Origin of the sequence: Horticoccus luteus (assembly GCF_019464535.1) — a bacterium.
Classification (GTDB): Bacteria; Verrucomicrobiota; Verrucomicrobiia; order Opitutales; family Opitutaceae; genus Horticoccus; species Horticoccus luteus.
In genome coordinates, this window is record NZ_CP080507.1 from 3100154 (window position 1) to 3119070 (window position 18917).

At 62.3% G+C, this 18917-nt stretch carries 18 protein-coding genes and 2 tRNA genes; 10 read left to right on the forward strand and 10 right to left on the reverse strand.

Features of this window, described 5'->3' with window-relative positions; translation table 11 throughout:
* Positions 1–39 precede the first annotated feature (39 nt).
* From K0B96_RS12680 to K0B96_RS12700, 5 genes are all read left to right on the forward strand, one after another.
* The gene (locus K0B96_RS12680; protein WP_255558657.1) at positions 40–357 is read left to right on the forward strand and encodes a hypothetical protein; all 318 of its coding nucleotides are present in this window, start codon (positions 40–42) and stop codon (positions 355–357) included.
* A 66-nt stretch (positions 358–423) separates the two neighbouring features.
* A complete protein-coding gene (locus K0B96_RS12685; RefSeq protein ID WP_220161263.1) occupies positions 424–1404 on the forward strand; it encodes a hypothetical protein in 981 nt (326 codons plus the stop codon).
* 278 nt (positions 1405–1682) lie between these two features.
* Positions 1683–2723 carry a ferrochelatase gene (hemH, locus tag K0B96_RS12690; protein WP_220161264.1) on the forward strand — a complete coding sequence of 347 codons (1041 nt, stop codon included), beginning with the start codon at positions 1683–1685 and terminating at the stop codon, positions 2721–2723.
* Positions 2720–5419, forward strand: a complete 2700-nt coding sequence (locus tag K0B96_RS12695) for a PAS domain-containing hybrid sensor histidine kinase/response regulator (protein WP_220161265.1) — start codon at positions 2720–2722, stop codon at positions 5417–5419. Before hemH ends, K0B96_RS12695 begins: the two co-directional genes overlap by 4 nt.
* A 144-nt stretch (positions 5420–5563) precedes the next feature.
* Positions 5564–6268 (forward strand): YoaK family protein, encoded by a 705-nt coding sequence (locus K0B96_RS12700; protein ID WP_220161266.1) that lies wholly within the window; start codon positions 5564–5566, stop codon positions 6266–6268.
* A 37-nt stretch (positions 6269–6305) separates the two neighbouring features.
* Here K0B96_RS12700 and K0B96_RS12705 read toward each other — a convergent pair whose 3' ends face one another.
* Positions 6306–8150, reverse strand: coding sequence for a DNA topoisomerase IV subunit B (locus K0B96_RS12705; protein WP_220161267.1), 1845 nt, complete (start codon positions 8148–8150; stop codon positions 6306–6308).
* 75 nt (positions 8151–8225) lie between these two features.
* On the opposite strand from K0B96_RS12705, the gene K0B96_RS12710 reads away from it, so the two are divergent.
* Together K0B96_RS12710 and K0B96_RS12715 are read left to right on the forward strand one after the other, a co-directional pair.
* A complete protein-coding gene (locus K0B96_RS12710; protein WP_220161268.1) occupies positions 8226–8609 on the forward strand; it encodes a VOC family protein in 384 nt (127 codons plus the stop codon).
* An 80-nt stretch (positions 8610–8689) separates the two neighbouring features.
* Positions 8690–9412, forward strand: coding sequence for a hypothetical protein (locus K0B96_RS12715; RefSeq protein WP_220161269.1), 723 nt, complete (start codon positions 8690–8692; stop codon positions 9410–9412).
* A 79-nt stretch (positions 9413–9491) separates the two neighbouring features.
* Here the strand turns inward: K0B96_RS12715 and K0B96_RS12720 are convergent, their stop codons facing one another.
* A complete protein-coding gene (locus K0B96_RS12720) occupies positions 9492–9821 on the reverse strand; it encodes a TIGR03067 domain-containing protein (RefSeq protein ID WP_220161270.1) in 330 nt (109 codons plus the stop codon).
* 335 nt (positions 9822–10156) lie between these two features.
* Between K0B96_RS12720 and K0B96_RS12725 the strand changes: the two genes are divergently transcribed.
* The gene (locus K0B96_RS12725) at positions 10157–10822 is read left to right on the forward strand and encodes a DsbA family oxidoreductase (RefSeq protein ID WP_220161271.1); all 666 of its coding nucleotides are present in this window, start codon (positions 10157–10159) and stop codon (positions 10820–10822) included.
* Positions 10823–10893: 71 nt separating this feature from the next.
* Here K0B96_RS12725 and K0B96_RS12730 read toward each other — a convergent pair whose 3' ends face one another.
* Entirely contained in the window at positions 10894–11325 is a 432-nt protein-coding gene (locus K0B96_RS12730) for a hypothetical protein (RefSeq protein WP_220161272.1), read from the reverse strand.
* 365 nt (positions 11326–11690) lie between these two features.
* Between K0B96_RS12730 and K0B96_RS12735 the strand changes: the two genes are divergently transcribed.
* Positions 11691–12197, forward strand: coding sequence for a hypothetical protein (locus tag K0B96_RS12735; RefSeq protein WP_220161273.1), 507 nt, complete (start codon positions 11691–11693; stop codon positions 12195–12197).
* On the opposite strand, the gene K0B96_RS12740 is transcribed toward K0B96_RS12735, so the two are convergent.
* From K0B96_RS12740 to K0B96_RS12750, 3 genes are all read right to left on the reverse strand, one after another.
* Positions 12123–13283 carry a hypothetical protein gene (locus K0B96_RS12740; RefSeq protein WP_220161274.1) on the reverse strand — a complete coding sequence of 387 codons (1161 nt, stop codon included), beginning with the start codon at positions 13281–13283 and terminating at the stop codon, positions 12123–12125. The two genes, K0B96_RS12735 and K0B96_RS12740, sit on opposite strands and share 75 nt — an antisense overlap.
* Position 13284: 1 nt before the next feature.
* Complete coding sequence (locus tag K0B96_RS12745; protein ID WP_220161275.1) at positions 13285–14376, reverse strand: DNA-methyltransferase; 1092 nt, start codon at positions 14374–14376, stop codon at positions 13285–13287.
* 241 nt (positions 14377–14617) lie between these two features.
* Positions 14618–14694 (reverse strand) — tRNA-Asp (locus K0B96_RS12750).
* Between the two features lie 113 nt (positions 14695–14807).
* On the opposite strand from K0B96_RS12750, the gene K0B96_RS12755 reads away from it, so the two are divergent.
* A tRNA-Arg gene (locus K0B96_RS12755) sits at positions 14808–14884 on the forward strand.
* Positions 14885–14929: 45 nt separating this feature from the next.
* On the opposite strand, the gene K0B96_RS12760 is transcribed toward K0B96_RS12755, so the two are convergent.
* The 4 genes from K0B96_RS12760 to K0B96_RS12775 form a co-directional block, all read right to left on the reverse strand.
* On the reverse strand, positions 14930–15475 hold the full coding sequence (locus K0B96_RS12760; RefSeq protein ID WP_255558658.1) for a hypothetical protein: 546 nt from the start codon (positions 15473–15475) through the stop codon (positions 14930–14932).
* A gap of 141 nt (positions 15476–15616) precedes the next feature.
* Positions 15617–16900, reverse strand: coding sequence for an MFS transporter (locus tag K0B96_RS12765; protein WP_220166557.1), 1284 nt, complete (start codon positions 16898–16900; stop codon positions 15617–15619).
* A 268-nt stretch (positions 16901–17168) separates the two neighbouring features.
* Entirely contained in the window at positions 17169–18092 is a 924-nt protein-coding gene (locus tag K0B96_RS12770) for a dihydrodipicolinate synthase family protein (RefSeq protein WP_220161276.1), read from the reverse strand.
* Positions 18093–18163: 71 nt separating this feature from the next.
* Positions 18164–18910: an RraA family protein gene (locus K0B96_RS12775; RefSeq protein WP_220161277.1), complete on the reverse strand. Its 747-nt coding sequence runs from the start codon at positions 18908–18910 to the stop codon at positions 18164–18166.
* Positions 18911–18917: the final 7 nt, after the last annotated feature.

Sequence of the window (18917 nt, forward strand, 5' to 3'; positions counted from 1 at the left end):
CTCTGCTGTCAGGCAACGCACTCCTTCCACGGCAACGCCATGACCCTCATCATTCGAGACCGCTTGGTAAACCCGCCCACTTGGTTCCCGTCGTTTCGCGATCTCACGCTCTACTGCCATATCTTCCTGCGCGACGACGTCGTCATCGAGTCCAACGATCCCGATCCGTATTACCGCTGGATCAAACCCCAAGGCGGCATGGATTTTGTCGCCGAGTTTGTGCGACCCGGCACCGAAGACGGTTTGCGCCTCGACACCGAGCCCAACTACCCGCGCTCTGTCATCACGGAACGCATCGCGCCGGAAAACGTCCACCACCTCATTCGCCAGATCCAAGGCTGCCGCCGCTCCACTTGACCGTCGCTGGCCCTGCTCCTCTTCCCCGACGGAGCCTCCTCTCAAAACATCTGTCAGAGCTCACCTATGACAAGTCGCCCCGGCTTGCTTTCGATTTTGCTGACCTTGGCCACGCGCCGCCGCGCGCTCGCCTGGCTCGGTGCATGCTCGCTTCTCGCCACCGCGCTTTCGGCGGCCGACGCCACGAACCCGCCCGTCCTCGTGCGCGACGGGCCTGCGCCCGCCCAATCTCAGGTCGATCTCCGCGAACGCATCCTGCGCATGACGGAATTCTTCGACACCATGCTTCCCGGCGTGCTCGACAAGAACAACGTCACCCTCCACTTCACGCCGAAATTTTCGGATATGCGCGATCATGAATACATCCGCTATCCGCTCGAACTGCGCTACGGCGCCGGCAATGGCTGGGAGTATTACGGCGGCCCCACGCCGTTCAGCCCCAATCCGCTCAACGGCGGCCGCGATCACCGTTGGGGCGTCGGCGAAATCCGCGTCGGCGCCCGCTACGATTACGGCCCGTCACTCGGCTTTTTCGATGACACGACATTCGGCTTCGAGACCCGCGTGCCCGTCGGCAAACCGCCGATCGACCTCAACGACCACTACACCCACCTGCGGCCCTTCATCACCGCCGCCCGCCATCTCGTTTCCTGGCCCGACGTCACGTTTTATAGCAATCTTAGCTACGATCGCAGCGTGCGCCTGTTTTCGCGCGAGGCGGCACCCCCGGAAGTCACGCGCCGCAACATCATCGAAATCGCGCCCGGCTATCTCTACAAACCGAACGAATACGGCTATTTTATCGAGTATCGCTTCCGCCACATCGCCGAGGACACCGACGTTTACCTCGGCCACGAATTCCGGCTCGGAGCGTTGTGGGATGTTCCTCTCTGGCGCACGGCGCGCATCGGCCTGCCCGGCAAGTGGCAGATCGAACTCGCCTATCGCGCCAACCACGAGGAAGCGCGCGGCACCGACCACGGCCTCGTCGCCCGCGTCAACTGGCGCACGACCCTCCGCGAAGTCCTCAACGCCACGCGGCACTGAGTCCGCGCGTCAGCCACCAAGCTCGCTACGCCAACGAGCAGATCTCACTCGCCGGAAAAAGTGCGCGTCTGGTCAACCTCAAGACATCCGGTTTTAGGTTTGTCTTTTGCCAAGGCGGAAAAGGGCTCGTGTTGTCCGCATCTAATTAGCCCGTGCGGGCGCCGGCTGAAGATTGGTTCGCGCCTGGGGATGCGCAATCCGTGGAAATCGGCTCACAGCGATTGCACAGCTTTGCCCTCGTTGACTTCGCCTCAATTCTCCCGACGAATCTCCGCTGCATGCCTTCGCGCGCCGTCCTCCTCGTCAACCTCGGGTCACCCGATTCCACCGCGGTCCCGGATGTCCGCCGCTATCTCGATGAATTCCTTGGCGACGAACGCGTCATCGACCGGCCCGCGAGCCCGCTCCTGCGTTCGCTGCTCGTCCATCGTCTCATCACCCCGAAACGCGCGCCCAACTCCGCTCACGCTTACGAGCAGATCTGGACCGCCGAGGGATCTCCGCTGATCGTTCTGTCGCACCGCACCGCGCAAAAACTCACCACCGCGCTCGGGCCCGCCATCCCCGTTTACCTCGCCATGCGTTATGGCAACCCCTCGATTGCCAGCGTCGTCGCCCAAATCGCGGCCGATGGGATCGATGAGGTTCTGCTCTTCCCGCAATACCCGCACTATGCGATGTCGTCGTGGGAGACGGTCGTCGTCAAAGTCCACGAGGAAGCCGCCCGCCTCGCTCCGCGTTTGCGCATCACCACGGTGCAGCCTTTTTACGCCGACGCCGATTACATCAACGCCCTCCACGCCGTCGCTGCGCCCTACCTCGCGCAACCGCACGATCTCGTGCTCTTCAGCTTCCACGGCATTCCCGAACGTCACCTGCGCCAGACAGATTCGTCGCACGCGCACTGCCTTACGGTCGCGGATTGCTGCATCACCTGCTCGCCCGCACACGCTACCTGCTACCGCGCCCAAATCTTCGCGACCACGCGCGCGCTCGTCGCCCGCGCCGGCATTCCTTCCGATAAATTCACGGTCTCCTTCCAATCACGCCTGGTCGGCGAACCCTGGCTCACGCCCTATACCGATCATTTGTTCAAGCAGCTTCCGACCCAGGGCAAGAAACGCCTGCTCGTTATCTGTCCGGCCTTTGTCACCGATTGCCTCGAAACACTCGAAGAAATCGCCGTGCAGGGCCGGCAGGAATTTCTCGCCGCCGGCGGCGAAACGTTTCAACAAATCCCCTGCTTGAACGACCACGACGCCTACATCCAATTTCTCGCGACGCGTGTGCGCCGCTGGTTGACTGACGGCTCAGCGTGACCGCTGACGACACCAACTCGCCGCCTCGTCCCGCCGACGCCTCCGCGCCCGCTCTCTTCGCGCTCGACGCTGCGGGCCGCATCACGTGGGCCAGCCGCTCCGCCGCCGCGCTCGGTGCCACCGCCGCTCCATTGATCGGCGAACCATTTGTCGCTCTTTTCGTTTTCGACGTCGTTTCGCGCGATCCCGATTTACTCGAAGCGCAATGGGACGCCGTGCGCGCCGCCACCGCAACCGGTCCGCTTCGTCTCAGCCTACGCTCCGCCGCCGCTCCCGACGACGACCCCGGCCTCGCGGTCGACGTTCAACTCGAACCCGGTCCCAACGGCGACGACTGGCTCGCCACCATCCTGCCCGCTCCCGCCGCCGATGCCGCCCGCCCCGCCGCCACCGACACCGAGAGCGAAGCGTTTCGCTGGCTCGTCGAACAAGGCGGCGTGGGTTTCTTCGATCTGAATTTCGCGACCGGCCGGATCTACTACTCCCCGGCGTGGAAAAAACTGCTCGGTTACGTCGCCTCCGAGTTGCCCGACACCTACGAAAGCTGGCTCGGTCACCTGCATCCCGACGACACCGGCGCCGCTCCCGATCGCCTCACGCGCAAACCCACCGCTGGCCCGCACGCGTTCTCGGTCGAGTTTCGCCTTCGGCATCGCCGCGGCGAATACGTTTGGGTGCAATGCACCGGCCTGCAGCAGATCGATGCCGCCGGCGCCGTCACGCGCGCCATCGGCCTCTGCTCCGACATCACCGAACGCAAGGAACTCGAGGAAGCCAGCGTCGCCAACGACGAACGTTTCCGCACCCTCGCCGAAGACGAGGGCCCGCTCGGCGCGTTTGAATTCGATTTCACCGGCGCCGGCACCGGCTGGGTTTCGTCTTCATTCGCCGCGCTGACCGGCTTCGACGATCCTGCGCCACTCGCCTCCTCCGCAAATTTCCTCCAAGTCCTGCCGCCCGAAGCCGCCGAGCTCGGCCTCGCGACCTGGTTGCTCGCGCGCGGGCGCGCCGGCCAGCCTCACTTCGCCGAACCCATCCGCGTGCGCCGACGCGATGGCTCCGCCCTGCCCGTCCTCTTCGGCGCCGTCCGCCAAGTAAACCGCCGGCGCGAACTACTGCGCGTCACCGGCTTCATCTGCCCGCTGCCCGCCGATTGCGCTCTCGCCACCGAGGCTACCGCCACCACCGCGCTTCCGGCCGAATTGGCCCGCGAGGCGTTCGGCGCGCTCGCCGAAGGTGTCCTGCTGACCGACGCCAAAGGGCGCATCGTTTTCCTCAACGCCACCGCCAGCCGCCTCCTGCGCCTTTCCGCCGAGCAAGTGCGCGATCATCCCGCGAGCGATGTGTTTCGCCTCGTTGATCGCGAGAGCGGCCGCCCCGGCGATGATGCCTGCGAAGCCGCCCTCTCCGCCGAAGCGCCCCTCAACCTGCGCGCCGATCAAGCCCTCGCCGCCGTCGCACCCGACGAAGCCCCCGTGCCCATCGTCTGGACCGCGCGCGCCGTCGCCTCCGCCACCGGTCAGACCCTCGGAGTGGTCATCGTTTTCCGCGACCCGGATGAGATGAGTCTCACGCCCGAGGAACTGATCAAAGCCAACCGCTTCGAAGCGCTCGGCCTGCTCGCCGGCGGCATCGCTCACGACTTCAACAATCTCCTCACCACGATTCTCGGTGGTGTCTCGCTCGCGAAAGACAGTCGCGATCTCAGCAAACTCGAAGACAGCGAAAAAGCCTCTCTCGCCGCCAAGGCCCTCACCCGCCAACTGCTCACCGTCGCCAAAGGCGGACTGGGCGCGGAATCCGTCGTTCCCTCCGCAGAAATCCTGCACGACGCCGTGCGCATCGCCGCGTCCGGCAGCGATGCCGTTGTCACCGTCGAAGTGCCCGAGGGCACCGATCCCGTTTTGATGGACCGCTCGCAGATGCTGCAGGTTTTTCAAAACCTGGTCGTCAACGCGATCCAAGCCATGCCGCCCCCGCCGCACCGCGGTCGCGTGCAACTCAGCGCGGTCAACGTCACCCTCGCCGACGACCAAATCGCCGGCTTGCCCGCCGGCGACTACGTGCAGTTTGAATCGCGCGACAACGCCGCCGGCATCAAGCCCGAGCACCTCGAAAAGATTTTCGATCCGTTCTTCACCACCAAGAAGCACGGCACCGGCCTGGGCCTCGCGACCGTGCTCTCGATCGTGCGCAAACACGGCGGTCAGATCGGCGTCGATTCGACCGTCGGCGTCGGCACCGTCTTCACGATTTTTCTCCCGAAAGCCGACCGCCCCGCCGAAGTCCAGGCGCGCCGCGCACCGTCGTTGCGCTTCGGCACCGGTCGCGTGCTGTTCATGGACGACGACCCCAAAATCTCCGCCCTCACCGCGGGGATGCTCCAGAGTCTCGACTACAAATTCGACCTCGCGAAAAACGGCGAGGAGGCGGTCACGCTCTACAAACGTTATCTCAACATCGGCCGCCCTTACGACCTCGTCATCATGGACGTCACCGTGATCGGCGGCATGGGCGCGGCCGAAACGTTCACGATTCTGCGCGAACTCGATCCGGATGTCCGCGCCATCGTCGCCAGCGGTTACGACAACGACGACATCGCGCGGCAGTTCATGGACCAGGGATTTTCCGGCTATCTCGCGAAACCCTACCGCGTCACCGATCTCGGCAAAGTCATGAAAACCGTTCTTGGCTGAACACGCCGGCCGACCAAGCGCCTCGCCCGCCGCGCGACCGTTGCCCGGCTCCCGAGGCGTCGCTCGTCCGCTTACGCTCCCTCACGTCGCTGACGCGCCCGCCCGCTCCGAGTCGCATCGACTGCAATCGCCGCCGACCTCACCATGCTCTCCAAGCCGATTCCTCCTTGGATTCTGATGGGCGGCACGGGGCTGGCCATGATCGCGGGCGGCGTGAACGCCATCGGCCTGCTCGGCGTGCATCCGCGCGCGTTCAGTCATCTCACGGGCAACATCACCATCACCGCCGCGGAAATCGCCCGCGGCGACTGGCCGCAAGTGCTGCACATCGCCCTCATCGTCCTGTTTTTCTTTCTCGGATGCGTGGCCAGCGGGCTCATCATCCACGATAGTTCGCTCAAAGCCGGCCGACGCTACGGCGCAGCGCTTCTCGCGGAGGCCGCCCTTCTTTTCGCCGCCACGTATTTCATGCGTCACGGCGCCACCGGTGGCGACTACCTCGTGACCATGGCGTGCGGCCTTCAAAACGCGATGGCGAGCAGTTACAGCGGTGCGGTCGTGCGCACGACTCACATGACTGGCATTGTCACCGACATCGGGCTGGCCATCGGTGTCGCCGCCCGCGGCCACCCCGTCGATCGGCGCCGCCTCGGGCTCTACGCTACGTTGCTCGTCGGGTTCTTTCTCGGCGGGTTGAGCGGCGGATGGATTTATCTGCGACTCGGCCCTGACGCCCTGCTGATTCCCGCGTCGCTGACCGCCATCGGCGGTTTGAGCTATACCCTCGTGAAACACCATCAGCGGAGGCGCGCGCACAGCCTCAACGCTTCCCCGACGGCGCGGCATTAGCCCCGCTCGCTCCCGCGGTCCGGATTCGTTCGCCGGCTCAGGCCACCGCGACGAGATCCTTTTCCACCCTCAGGTTCTCAATGATGAACTCCTGCCGCTGCGGCGTGTTCTTCCCCATGAAAAACGAGAGCAGCTCGGCGCTGTTGTGCAGGTGGTGGAGCGAAAGCGGCTCGAGCCGGATGTTTTCGCCGATGAAATCCTTGAACTCGTTCGCCGAAATTTCGCCGAGCCCCTTGAACCGCGTGATCTCGTGCGTCGCCCCCAGTTCCTTCACCGCCGCCTGCTTTTCCTCCTCTGAGTAACAGTAGATCGTGCGCTTCTTGTTCCGCACGCGGAAGAGCGGCGTTTCGAGAATATAGAGCCGGCCCGCCGTGATGAGCTCCGGGAAAAACTGCAGGAAAAACGAAATCAACAGGAGACGAATGTGCATGCCGTCCACGTCTGCATCCGTGGCGATGACCACTTTGCCGTAACGCAATCCATCCAGCCCGTCCTCGATGTTCAGCGCCGATTGCAGGAGGTGAAACTCCTCGTTCTCGTAGATCACCTTTTTCGAGAGCCCGAACGTGTTGAGCGGTTTCCCCTTCAACGCGAACACTGCCTGCGTCTGCACATCGCGGCACGCCGTCAGCGAACCCGCCGCCGAATCGCCCTCGACGATGAACAACGCCGACTCGTCCGCGCGCGGGTTGCGCTCGCCGAGGTGCAGCCGGCAATCGCGCAGCTTGCGGTTGTGCAGCGATGCTTTTTTGGCGCGTTCGCGCGCCAGATTGCGGATGCCCGCCAGCTCCTTCCGTTCGTGTTCGCTCTCCTGTATCTTGCGCAGGATCGCGCCCGCCGTGTCAGGATTGCGATGCAGGTAAACATCGAGGTGCTGCTGCACGAACTTGCCGATGAACTCGCGCACCGACGGCCCGTTCGGCCCCATGTCGTTCGAACCCAGCTTCGTCTTCGTCTGCGATTCGAACACCGGCTCCTGCACCCGCACCGAAATCGCTGCGATGATCGACTGCCGCACATCCGCCGCTTCGAAATCCTTCTTGTAGAAATTGCGCACCGTCTCGACCACCGCCTCGCGGAAAGCCGCCTGATGCGTGCCGCCCATCGTCGTATGCTGGCCGTTCACGAACGAATAGTATTCCTCGCCGTAGTGCGCGCCGTGCGTCAGCGCGATCTCGATGTCTTCCGCCTCCAGATGGATGATCGGATACAGCGTTTCGCCCGTCAGATTCTTCTGCAGCAAATCGCGCAGCCCGTGCTCGGATTTGAACGACTTGCCATTGAACGTGAGCGTCAGCCCCCGGTTCAAAAACGCGTAGTTCCACATCATGTCCTCGATGAACTCGGGGCGAAAACGGAAATCCGCGCCAAACAGCGCCGTGTCGGGCGTGAACTCGATGATCGTCCCGTTGCGCTCGTCCGACTTCACCACCTTGTGCTCCTTCTTCAACTTCCCCTCGGCGAACTCGACCACCTTCGTCTCGCCGTCGCGCACCGCCTGCGCCCGATACGTGAGCGCCAGCGCGTTGACCGCCTTCTGGCCCACGCCGTTCAAACCCACCGATTTTTGAAACGTCTCGCTGTCGTATTTCGCGCCCGTGTTGATGATCGACACGCAGTCGATCAGCTTGCCGAGCGGAATGCCGCGACCGTAATCACGCACGCGCACGCTGCGCTCCTTCAGCTCGATCTCGATCCGCTTGCCGTAACCCATCGTGAATTCGTCGATCGAATTATCGATGGTCTCCTTGATCAGAACGTAGATGCCGTCCTCCGCGTGTGAACCATTGCCGAGCCGGCCGATATACATGCCGGGCCGCAGACGGATGTGCTCGAGCGAGGAAAGGGTCTTGATGCTGGCTTCAGTGTAGTTGGACGCCATGAACGAAAATTTGTGCTGACAGCGTCAGGGCGAGCCCGGGCGTGACAAGCGTAAATCCTCGCGCAAACTCCGCGCATGACCCCGCGCTTCTCCGGCCTGCCGTTTTTCGTCTACCCCGTGAGCGACATGCCGCGCGCCCGCGCCTTCTACCGCGGCGTGCTCGGCCTCACCGAATCCGCCAATTGGGGGGACAAATGGGTCGAGTTCGAGGTCGGTTCCCCTGACGGTCCGGCATTGGCGATCTCCACCGAAATCGGCGGCGCCATTCCCGGGTCCACCGCCGCCGCCGCCGCGCTCGAAGCCATCGATTTCGACGCGGCGATCGCGCATCTTCGCGCGCAGAACATCTCCATCATTTTCGGCCCCGCCGACTCAGGCGTCTGCCATTTCGCGCGCTTCACCGATCCCGACGGCAATCACCTCGTGCTCCATCGCCACCACCCTCCCGCAGCATCCTGACCGGCATCCTTCCGGCGCCACGGCACTTGCGCGTCTTTTCCTTGAACGCGCCCCTGCGATTGCGGTCCTACTCTCCCGCCATGAAAAAATTCCTCCTCTCCCTCGTGGTCGTCGTCGCGATCCTCGCGCTCGTCGTCTTCATCGTCGGCCGCTACTTCGTCGGCACCGCCATCACCGCCAGCGTCAATAAATTCGGCCCTGAGCTTACACAGACCAACGTCCACCTCGACAGCGCCAGCATTTCGCCGTTCTCCGGCCATGGCACGCTGACCAACTTCGTCGTGGGCAATCCCCAGGGCTGGAGCGACCGCAACGCCTTCCACCTCGGCCAGGTGTCCATCGACCTCAAACCGACCACCGTGCTCGGCGATCAGCCGATCGTCATCAACTCCATCGCCATCACCCAGCCCGAAATCGTTTACGAGACGCACCTCGTCTCCAGCAATATTGGCGACCTCATGAAGAACATCGAGGCCGCCACGGGCGGCGATAAGCCCAAGCCCACCGACGAGAAAAAGCCGCCGCGGAAACTCATCGTGAAGCACTTCGTCCTGAGCGACGCCAAAGTCACCGTCGGCGTAGGCACCGCCGCCATCACCGTCCCCATGCCGACCGTCGAACTCAACGATCTCGGCGTGAAGGAAGGCGGCATCACGCCCGGTCAGCTCGCCTTTGCGATTTCCCGCAGCGTCACCGCCCAAGTCGTCGCCTCCGCCGCGAGCGCCATCGGCAAAAACGGCGTGGAAGACACCGTGAAAAAAGCCGGCAGCACTTTGAAGGATCTGCTCGGCGGCAAGAAATAAGCCCGCCGGCCCTCGCGGCGATCCATCAACCGCCTCTCACTCCGCAGCGCATCATCGCGCGCGGAGTTTCCTGCCGGAATCAGCCTTCGCGCCGATAACGCACGCGTAGCAACGTTTCGCCCGCCGTTCCCGAAAACCGCGTCGGCCGCGGCCCGCCGCCTACGTCGTAGCAAAGTTCCAGCACGTCGCCCTCAAGCCGCCAGATCGCGGGAATCGTTCTTCCCGCATTGGGTCCGGACGTGCCGATGAGATCGACGGTTGCCGCGCTCCCCTCAGCGCCAAACACCAACAGCCCCGCATCGCGCGACTCCGCAGACACCACCACATAGTTCGCGCCCGAAATCCGCCACCGCGTCGCGGGCATCGGAATTTGTTGCCCCGCCAATTCGGCGCTTTCGGGAAGCCACATGCCATCAAGAATCATTCGCGCTATACCGTCCACCGCCACGTCCCGTCGCGAGCAAAACTTCGCACTCGCTATTGGCACCCTCCCACGGCGGCCACGGCGCACGCTCGCTTCCGCTATCCGCTCCTGAAAAACACTGCGGACGCCCGGTTCGCCGTCCCCCAGTCCAACCCGCGCAGCACGCAAGCCCGCCGCCCACTTACGATCCCGTCCGTGCGTTGGCCGGTTTTGGATCACACTCCGTGTCGTCGCACTCCGCCTCGGCGTCGTCCGCGCCACCGCGCGCCGCTAGCGGTCGCCCGTTGACCGCGTCGCCCCTTTTTCCAACGCTGCGTGCCATGGCTGCGGTTAAAATCACCTACTATCTCGAAGTCTTGTCGTCGTGGTGCGCCTGGGCTGAACCGACTTGGACGGAGCTGAAATCGCGCTACGCCCATCGCGTCGATTTCGAGTGGAAGATTGCGCTCATGCGCCCCGCCGACTTCCCCATCTCGCGCGCGCAATGCGACTGGTTTTACCGCCGCAGCGGCACCGTGATGCGTTCGCCGTTCATGCTGCATTCGGGGTGGCTCGACGCCGCCCGCGCCGGCGACTACGCCGCGCCCAGCCTCGTCGCGGAAGCCGGCCGCGACCTCGGCTTCACTGACGATCGTCTCCGCCTCGCCCTCACTCACGCCGCCGTCCGCGAAGGCCGCCGCATCGGCGAACTTGCCGAAGCCGTCGCCGTGGCGAGCGCCGCCAGTGGCTGCGATGCCGCCCAACTGCGGGCCCTCGCCGAGTCGCCCGCGACCCGCGCCCGCGCCGAGGCGAGCACCGCGGAATTTCTTGCGCACCAAATCAATCAACGTCCCGCGTTTGTGTTGACCGATGCGATTGGCGACAAAGCCGTCTTCTCCGGGCTCGTGCGCCTCGAGCCCTTGGTGGCGACGATCGAGACGATGCTCGCCGACACGAACGCCTACGCGAGTTTTGCGGCCCACTTCGGGGCGCCGCCCGCCGTCTGACGAACGCGACTCGCCGCTCGGTGGCGCGCCCCAGGACAGGCGTGCCACCGGCAGCAGCGGTCCGCCGCCCTTTACATTTTCGGGGTGACGACCGGCGTGAGAGGCTTGTCGGAAATCGTAAACTGAATCGAACCCGACGTGTTCGCGTTCGTCACCGAGAACAGGAACTCCAGCGAACTCTCCTTCGGCATAACCGACGAGGTGAACGCGGTGCCCTGCATCTGGCTGACGAGTGTCCGCTCACCCGAGCTCGTCTGCTCATAAACATAGACGGTCACGTTGAGCGGAGAAACGACTTGATAGTAGAACGTCACGCCGGGCTCGACCGAGATGACTTGGCGGGCGTTGACGTCGATATTTTGCGGACCGTAGCCGGAGAGCACCTGCGTGTTGCCGACTTTGACTTGATAGGTGACGGGATAATGGACGCTGGTGGTGGCGCAGCCGCCGATCACGAGAGCCAAGGCGAAAGCACAGAGCGAACGGATGAGGGTAATTTTCATGGGAATGTGAGTGTTATCGCCCGCCGGGAAACGGCTTAGCGAATCAGCCGCTGGTCACGCGCCGCCGCCCAAAGTTCCCGCTGTCCTCACCTCGCGCCCGCAGGAAACGCCGTGCGCGTCGCCCCCGCTGGCGAACCGCGATCCGCGCAGCGGTCTCGCCACCCACGCTCCTCCACGACAAACCACAAAGCCAGACCCCGTCCTCTGCGCCCCAGCAGCGAACGCCCGCTGGCGCTCGAATCAAAGCGAACCAGCGACCGCGAATCCATGGCGTGGCGCATGCGCCAACGGCAATTCCAAGAAATCGCGATCCGCCACGCATGGGCGGCGCGGCAACAGCAATGGCAGGGAGTGCGTCAACGTCTATGAACTTCAATGAGGCAATGGCACGGAGACGGTCCAGAGAGAAGGGGCGCGAATCGTGTTACCTGAGCGACGGGAACGCGCGGGTGCTCGCGCTTGAATGGCGGAGGGGCAAGCGCCGCATTCTGTCGTGGTCGAGATTCAATGAAGCCACGTTAGAGGACGGTGAGCTTGTTTTGTCCTTCGTCGGGCGAGAGGTGGTCATCCACGGTCTGAATCTAGGTGAGCTGGCCGACGCCATCGAGGAAAACCGTCTCGCGAAAATTTGGGAACAGCGCGCGGAATATCAACCGCCACCGGGCGCGGATTGCCCGTCGATCAACGCAGTTGAAACTTGGGTTTGGGACGATGAAAGCGACAGCGGTGGGACTTTTTTTCAGGTAAGCTGCACCCCTCCCGAAAAATGCGCCAGTGGAGGGCGGCACTCGAAAAAATCAGAGCGCAATCAACGTTTTGAGGAAAGCTACTGCACCGGCGACATCCACATCCGATTTCGGCGTCTTAATTAGTTCGCTGATAGTCCTGCCCTCGAATTGCGAAACGCCACGAGAATTTCGCCCGCTCCAATGCTTGAGCAAGAGTGTGGCCCTGAGCAAATCGGTCTGAAACATGGAGACGAGGACGGTGTTCACGATCCTCGTTGGATCGACGCCGACAAAATAAAACATGAAGACACTCTTTTCTGTCGCCAGAAACTCGAGGATTTTGTCGATGTTGTATCCCTTCGGATTAGACGATAGAATCATGATTTTCGTTTTTACGTCCGTCTCGGTGAAGTAGTCATCGAAGATGCGTTGGTAATCTCCGAGCGTGTTGTCCGTTTTGAATGCGGGAAGTCCCTTGGATGTGCTCTTCGTCTGCAGGGCCTTTATGATTTCGCCTCGTAAGGCGTAATCTTCGCCTGCGATCAGATACTCGATGATCCGACCGCGCACGTTCACATTTTCAATCAGTGCGGCCAAAATGATTTCATTTTTGAATCGTGCGACCTTTTCATCCAGTTCGCGCTTTAGAGTCACTGCGTCAGCCGAGGCGACGAACCTTGCGGCTCGCGCTGGACCGTCCAAGATTACCGCCTCCAGTTTTGGGGCGACGCCAAATTTTCGACCCGTCGGCGCGATGTTATTCGTGCTTTCTACGAGACGCGGAAGATTTCCCTCGAAACCAATTTCGGTGTGAATGTCGAAAAGCCGCTGGATGTTCGAAGGCACGTTTTCGATGCCTTCTAGCTCTCGAAGAATATCTGAACCGTTGAAGCTACCTTTGATGTTATCGACCCGCAGTTGCTGACTGGAATGACTTATCTTCCGCAAGAGAGTAGTGTTGGCCAACAGAACATAGTTTTCAGCAGGCGTTACCAAGCAGACGAGGAACGGAAGCTGATCGACCTTTCTAAGGTTCGAAAGGGATAGGACCGTGTTCGAAAAACTCTGGCGTGCGCCGGAAGAGAAGCGAATGGCGAGGTCATCGCAGTAATACACCGACCGATCTCGCGTTAGAGCGAATTTCTCGACGACGAGTTTGGCCAGCTTGGCTTTGTCGTTTATACCGTCATTCGCCGCAATGAACTCCAATAATTGGGGTAATTTGCTCATCCTAAAAGAGGTTCAACGTCGGCTCTGCGGCCTCCGATTTGACAAAGCGAGGGCGGCCACGGGGACGTGGCGCGTTCGAAATTGGCTGGCCTTCTTGTCCGTCGAGCGCGTCGCCTATTCCAGAAGCACCCAATACAGCCCGTGTTTCTCCTTTTTGATCAGCTAGGGAGTTCCGCTCCCAAAACACCCCGTCCGCATACCCTTGGATCGAAGGGGACGCGTCCGCGATACTTAGGCGCTTCATTGTCCAGCAGCAGTATTCCGTATTTTGCTCTACCCCCGCAAATCGACGCCCAAGCTTCTTCGCTACAACTGCTGTAGTCCCACTGCCGAGGAACGGATCGAAAACGAATCCACCTTTAACCGTGCTCGCGAGGATAAGCTTCGCGATCAGCTTTTCTGGTTTTTGGGTGGGGTGATCTGTGTTTTCTGGCATCGACCAAAACGGGATTGTTATGTCCGTCCAGATATTCGATGGGTGCGTTAGCCGATAATTTCCGTCTTCGCTCTCATCCCAGTCCTTGGGTTTTCCATCCGCATCTCGATAAGGAGCGATCACCTTACGCTTAAGCTTAACGGCATCGACGTTGAATGTGTAGTCGTCGGAATCGGAGGCGGTGCAAAACCAAATATCCTCGGTATTGTTCTTCCAGTTACTTTTGGCTCCACGGCCTTTTTCACGCTCCCAAGTAATTCGGTTTCTCACGCAAAGACGTTCTTCAAGCACGGGCGCTATTAGCATCGATGTTTTCCAATCAGAGCATACGTAGACGGTGCCGTTCGGCTTCAATGTCGGGATCAGAACATCGAGGATTGAACGGAAATAGGCAGTGTATTCCGCGCCTTCCTTACCCCTGAAAGTATTCCCGTGAAAGTTTTTGAAGAGATTGTAGGGGGGATCGAGAACGATCAGGTCCGCAAAACCTCTTGGCAGATAACGCCCAGCATCAAAGAAGTCCTGATTAATGACCTTCCCATCCAGTTCCTCCGAGGACGAAAGAGATGCGAGTCGCGAAAGTTTTTCTGAAAGATGGTCGATCTCCTCCGCCGAGCAGGTTAGCGTCCTATTTCTCGGGGCACGTTGTTTTTCCATGCACGGACACTAGAACGGAAGGTGCTTCTGAAAACAAAATAGCGTGCAGATCCGCGGGAACTCGGAATGGACGGGCAGCAAACGTCCCATAAATTTCGTGACGCTTTCGGACGCCGATTTTTGAGAGAAGACAGTAAACATCAGTGACCAAGGGAACCCATGTTGCCACTCTCGTTGCCACTAACGCCACTTTTTGAAACAAAAAACCCGCTTCCTTTTGCGAGGAAACGGGTTTCAAAACTGGCGGGATGGACGGGACTCGAACCCGCGACCTTCTGCGTGACAGGCAGACGCTCTAACCAGCTGAGCTACCACCCCGTGAGGGGAAAGACCGCGGAACGTAGGTTCGCCCCAAGACGAGTCAAGCGTGGTTTTGGCCTTGTGCGCCACTCCCCCCAAAGCTACCGCTTCGACCCGGTTTCGGCGTGCAGGCGGTGGTAGCTCAGCTGGATAGAGCAGCGGTTTTCTAAACCGCCGGTCGGGTGTTCGAGTCACCTCCACCGCACCACGCCGCACCCGTTTCCTGCCCTCCCCGTCGCTGCCTTCCGCCCCGTTACACCGACGCCTTGCGCGCTTCGCTGAACACCATGCGCCACAGCTCGCTCTCCCCGGCGATTCCGTCCGCCGTCAGCGCGGCCGCGATCGCGTCGAACGTCGGCTCCACGACCACATGCTTGGGATCGGCGGCGAATTCCGGCCGCACCACGCGCGCCAGTGCCCAGCATGCCCACGCCCGCCAACGCCGTTGCTCGCGCCGCGGTTCGTTCATGCGATCGGCCAAGTGCTGAAAATGGTAGCGCGGGTTGCCGATGAACACCTCCGGCGGCGTGTGCGCGAGAAACCACGCCATCGCTCGATATGGCAGCGGCCAGTCGCGCAGCGCTGGTTCGTCGCCGCGCAAATCCGCGCCGAGCGCGCGATCGAGGCACAGCATCGCCCGCGCGGCCAGCCCGCGTTCCCACAACGCCTCGCCATATTCGAGGCACGCGCCATAGAATCCCGCGCCCCGCGGTTCACCGCGGAAAAGATGCAGCGCGCGCCAATCCAGGCCCGGCCGGGGCGAAGGCAACCAAGGACACGGCGGAAGCGAAGGCGGCATGACGGGCCTTGGTGTCGCACGCCCGCGGCGCGGTCAACGTCGCGTTGGCCCAGCTGACCGATCAGTTGATCAGAGGGCTGAAGTCGCGTCGGTAAGGTGGACTGACATCCCCCAAGTCGGCGGATGTCACGCCTGCGCCCCCTACCCCGCTGGAGCTGGTGCCGCGCCCAAGTTTTCCGGGCGCTTGGGGCGGATCAGCAACACAAGCCCCACCGATAATAACGCCACACCTGCGAACACGCCAAAAATGACGTTGAGCGGCACGTGACGGTCGCGCAGCGCCCCGAACAGCCAGTCGCCGAAGCCACCGCAACTGATGCTCACGAAATTCATTAAACCGTAACCCGTAGCGCGCAGTTCCGGGCGCGCGACTTGGCAGAGGATGGGCATGTTGTTGCAGTCGAAGAATCCCCAGCCAAGGCCGAAGATGATCAGCCCGCCCACCGCGATCGCCAGCGTGGGAGCGTTGCCTACGCCAAATAGGGCCGGGAGGAACAGCATCATACCGATTGCGCTGGTGAATATCCGCCCGCGCCGCGTGCGCCGCATCCACCGGTCCGCCAAAAATCCGCCGATCAATGCGCCGAAGATTGCCGCAATCTGCACGTAGAGAATCGCGCTCACGCCAGCCTTGCCCTGTCCCAAGTGAAACTTCTCGCGCAAAATATCCGGCATCCAGTCGCGCACCACCCAGCCAGCTATGGCCGGAAGCGTGAAATACAGCACGAGCAGGATGAAATCGCGGTTGCCCACAAGTCCGCGCCAGACGCCGGTCTGCGGGGCGTTTTGCCGCCCAGGTGCCGGCGCGACTTCGGCCGCCCGTCCACCGCGCGATTTGGCGTGGCGCAGCATGAGCAGCAGCGGCACGGCGTATAGCGCGCCGAGCCAGCCGCACGTGGAAAACGCCCAGCGCCACCCGTGTTCGGGCGATTCTGCGACATAGCCGGCAAACCCGCCGAGGATCTGGCCGAGATAGATTCCGATTTGGTGCACACCGATCGCGCGCGAGCGTGTGCGGCCTGGATGGTAATCGGCGATCAACGCCAGAGCGGCGGGCATGTAGAACGCCTCGCTCACGCCCATCAACGCCCGCACGGCGATCATCTCGTGAAAGCTTGTGACGTGCCCCGTCCACCACGTGACGAGCGACCACACGAACAGGCTCAAACCGACCACCCGTGGCTTGCTCAAACGATCCGCAAAATACCCCGCAAACGGACTCAGACCGGCATACGTCCATTTGAAGGCGCCCAGCACCAGCCCCCAATCCGCGCCATTCGCGATGCTCGGCAGGTCGCCCACCATCGACGACTTCATCGTCGCGAGCATTTGCCGGTCGAGGTAATTGAGCAAGGCAACGGGCGCGAGGAGCGCCACGATCAGCCACGCGTAACGGGTCACGGAGTTGGAGCCGTTTTCGACCATCAGTGAGCGCGAGGATTGGTAAGAACGCGATCGATCGGCGCACGATTCCATGGTCGGTTAATCTGCCCCAGACCGTCGAGTGGCCCGATCGCGGTGGCGTGGATGTCACCGATCCTGCGCAGTTCGCCTTTGCACGTGAGTGCAGTCCTCACCCGCAGTGGGACGCGGGCGACTGCAACATCAACCACCCACCGGCAGCCGCGCGTGCGAGCGCAGCGGCGCTTCGAGCGCACGACCGGCTCCAAAACGTGAGCGGCGGGAAAACGCCTCATGACGTTCGCTGCGGCTCGAGCTGCCATTCGGCGAATTTTCGCTGCAGTTCGGCCACGATCTCTGCATAAAGCGCCCGCGACCGTGGCGACACAATCGCCTTCGGCTCACCAGGATCGAGCCCACGCGCTTCCATGCCCGCGGCGACATTGAGCGGAAACGTCAACCGGTCGATAATTCGACCGATCTCCCTCAGCCGTTCAAACGCCGGGCTGATCTCGCCGCCGGTGTGATCGTGGCAGACTTCATACAGGTGCACCATCAGGTCGGGCGCGATGTTGACGAGGCCGCCGATGCAGCCTTCCACCCCGAGCGCGAATACTTCCGGCAGACGCGTATCCGATCCGGAAAAAACGGGAAAATCTTTCGCGCGACCGAGTTGAATCAACTCCTCGTGATAGGCGAATTCGTGGCCGCTCTGTTTGATCCCCGCCATGCGTGCGCGATCGGCAAAAGCCGCCACGGTCTCGACATTGATGCGCGTGCCGGTCAGCTCCGGAAAGTTGTAGAGAAACGTCGGCAGCTGGGCCGCATCCGCGGCATGGAGAAAATGTGCGAGGGCGTCTTCCTGCGTCGACGGATAAAATCCGGGCGTCATCACGGCAATCGCCGGTAGTCCAAGCCGCGCGGCGAACCGCCCGAGCTCCGCCACAGCTTGAGGGCGAATATCGCTTACGTTTGCGATCACCGGCAACGGCGCGGCTAGTTCGGCGACAGTTGCGAGCGCGCGCTTGCGCTGCTCCAAGTCGAATTGCGGAAATTCGCCGGTGCTCCCCAGGGCGAGGACGCCGTGCACGCGATGGCGTTTGAGAAACGCGAGATTCGCGGCGAGCTCGCGCGCGAGCAGATTGCCGTGCACGTCGGTCGGCAGCCACAAGGCCGCCAGGATACCTTTGCGAGGAACAAGAGAGAGGGATGACATGCGCTAAGCCGCGCTCGTTCAGCGCGGAAAAAAATGTGATTGGGAAATGCGGAAGCGCCGCCGGGCGATGCTTATTTCCACTCGCCGCTGCGGCCGAACTTTCGGCGGGCGTTCGCCGCGAAACGCGTGCCGGCGCGGCTCATCTCGGTGAGAATCTCGGCGGTCGTGCGGCCCGCGCTCGCGCTGCCGGGCGGAATCACGGTGTCGCATTCATTGTCGTCCATGAAGCGCGCCGCTTCGAGCAGCCGCTGTTGGCTGTCGGGCGGTAGTATAATAAAACCGTGCTTGTCCGCGTGGATCAACTGACCGGGCCTCACTTTCGTGCCGAAGACCTCCACGTCGACACCCCAGCGCAGCGGCCAGCAATGCGCGTGGCTGACGGCGAGCCGTCGGGCGATGGCCTTGAAGCCCGCGCTCTTCATCTCATCGAGATCGCGCACCGCACCATCCGTAATCGTGCCAACGCAACCGAGCGCCCGCGCGTGATTCGCGCCGACCTCGCCCCAGATCGACCCGTGGCAACGGGGCGCATCGAGGTCTTGCACCACGACGATTTTCGGCCCGGGCCGCGACGCGAGATACTCGCGGTAGAGCGCAAAGTTGTCCGGCTGCTCGCGTTTGGGGCGCGGGTCGCCGCCGGAAATAATCAGTGTCATCGCGAACCCCACCATCGGCCCGACTTCGGGCATGAAGTCGTGCGTCTCGTCGCGGTTGACCAATGTGAGCGGGTCGGCGCGGGAGATCTGCTCGAGCGCGTTGGCGATCGTCGGCGTGTTCCAACGCTTCAGCTTGTGCAGTTGCGCGGGCGTAAGTGGCATCGCGGTT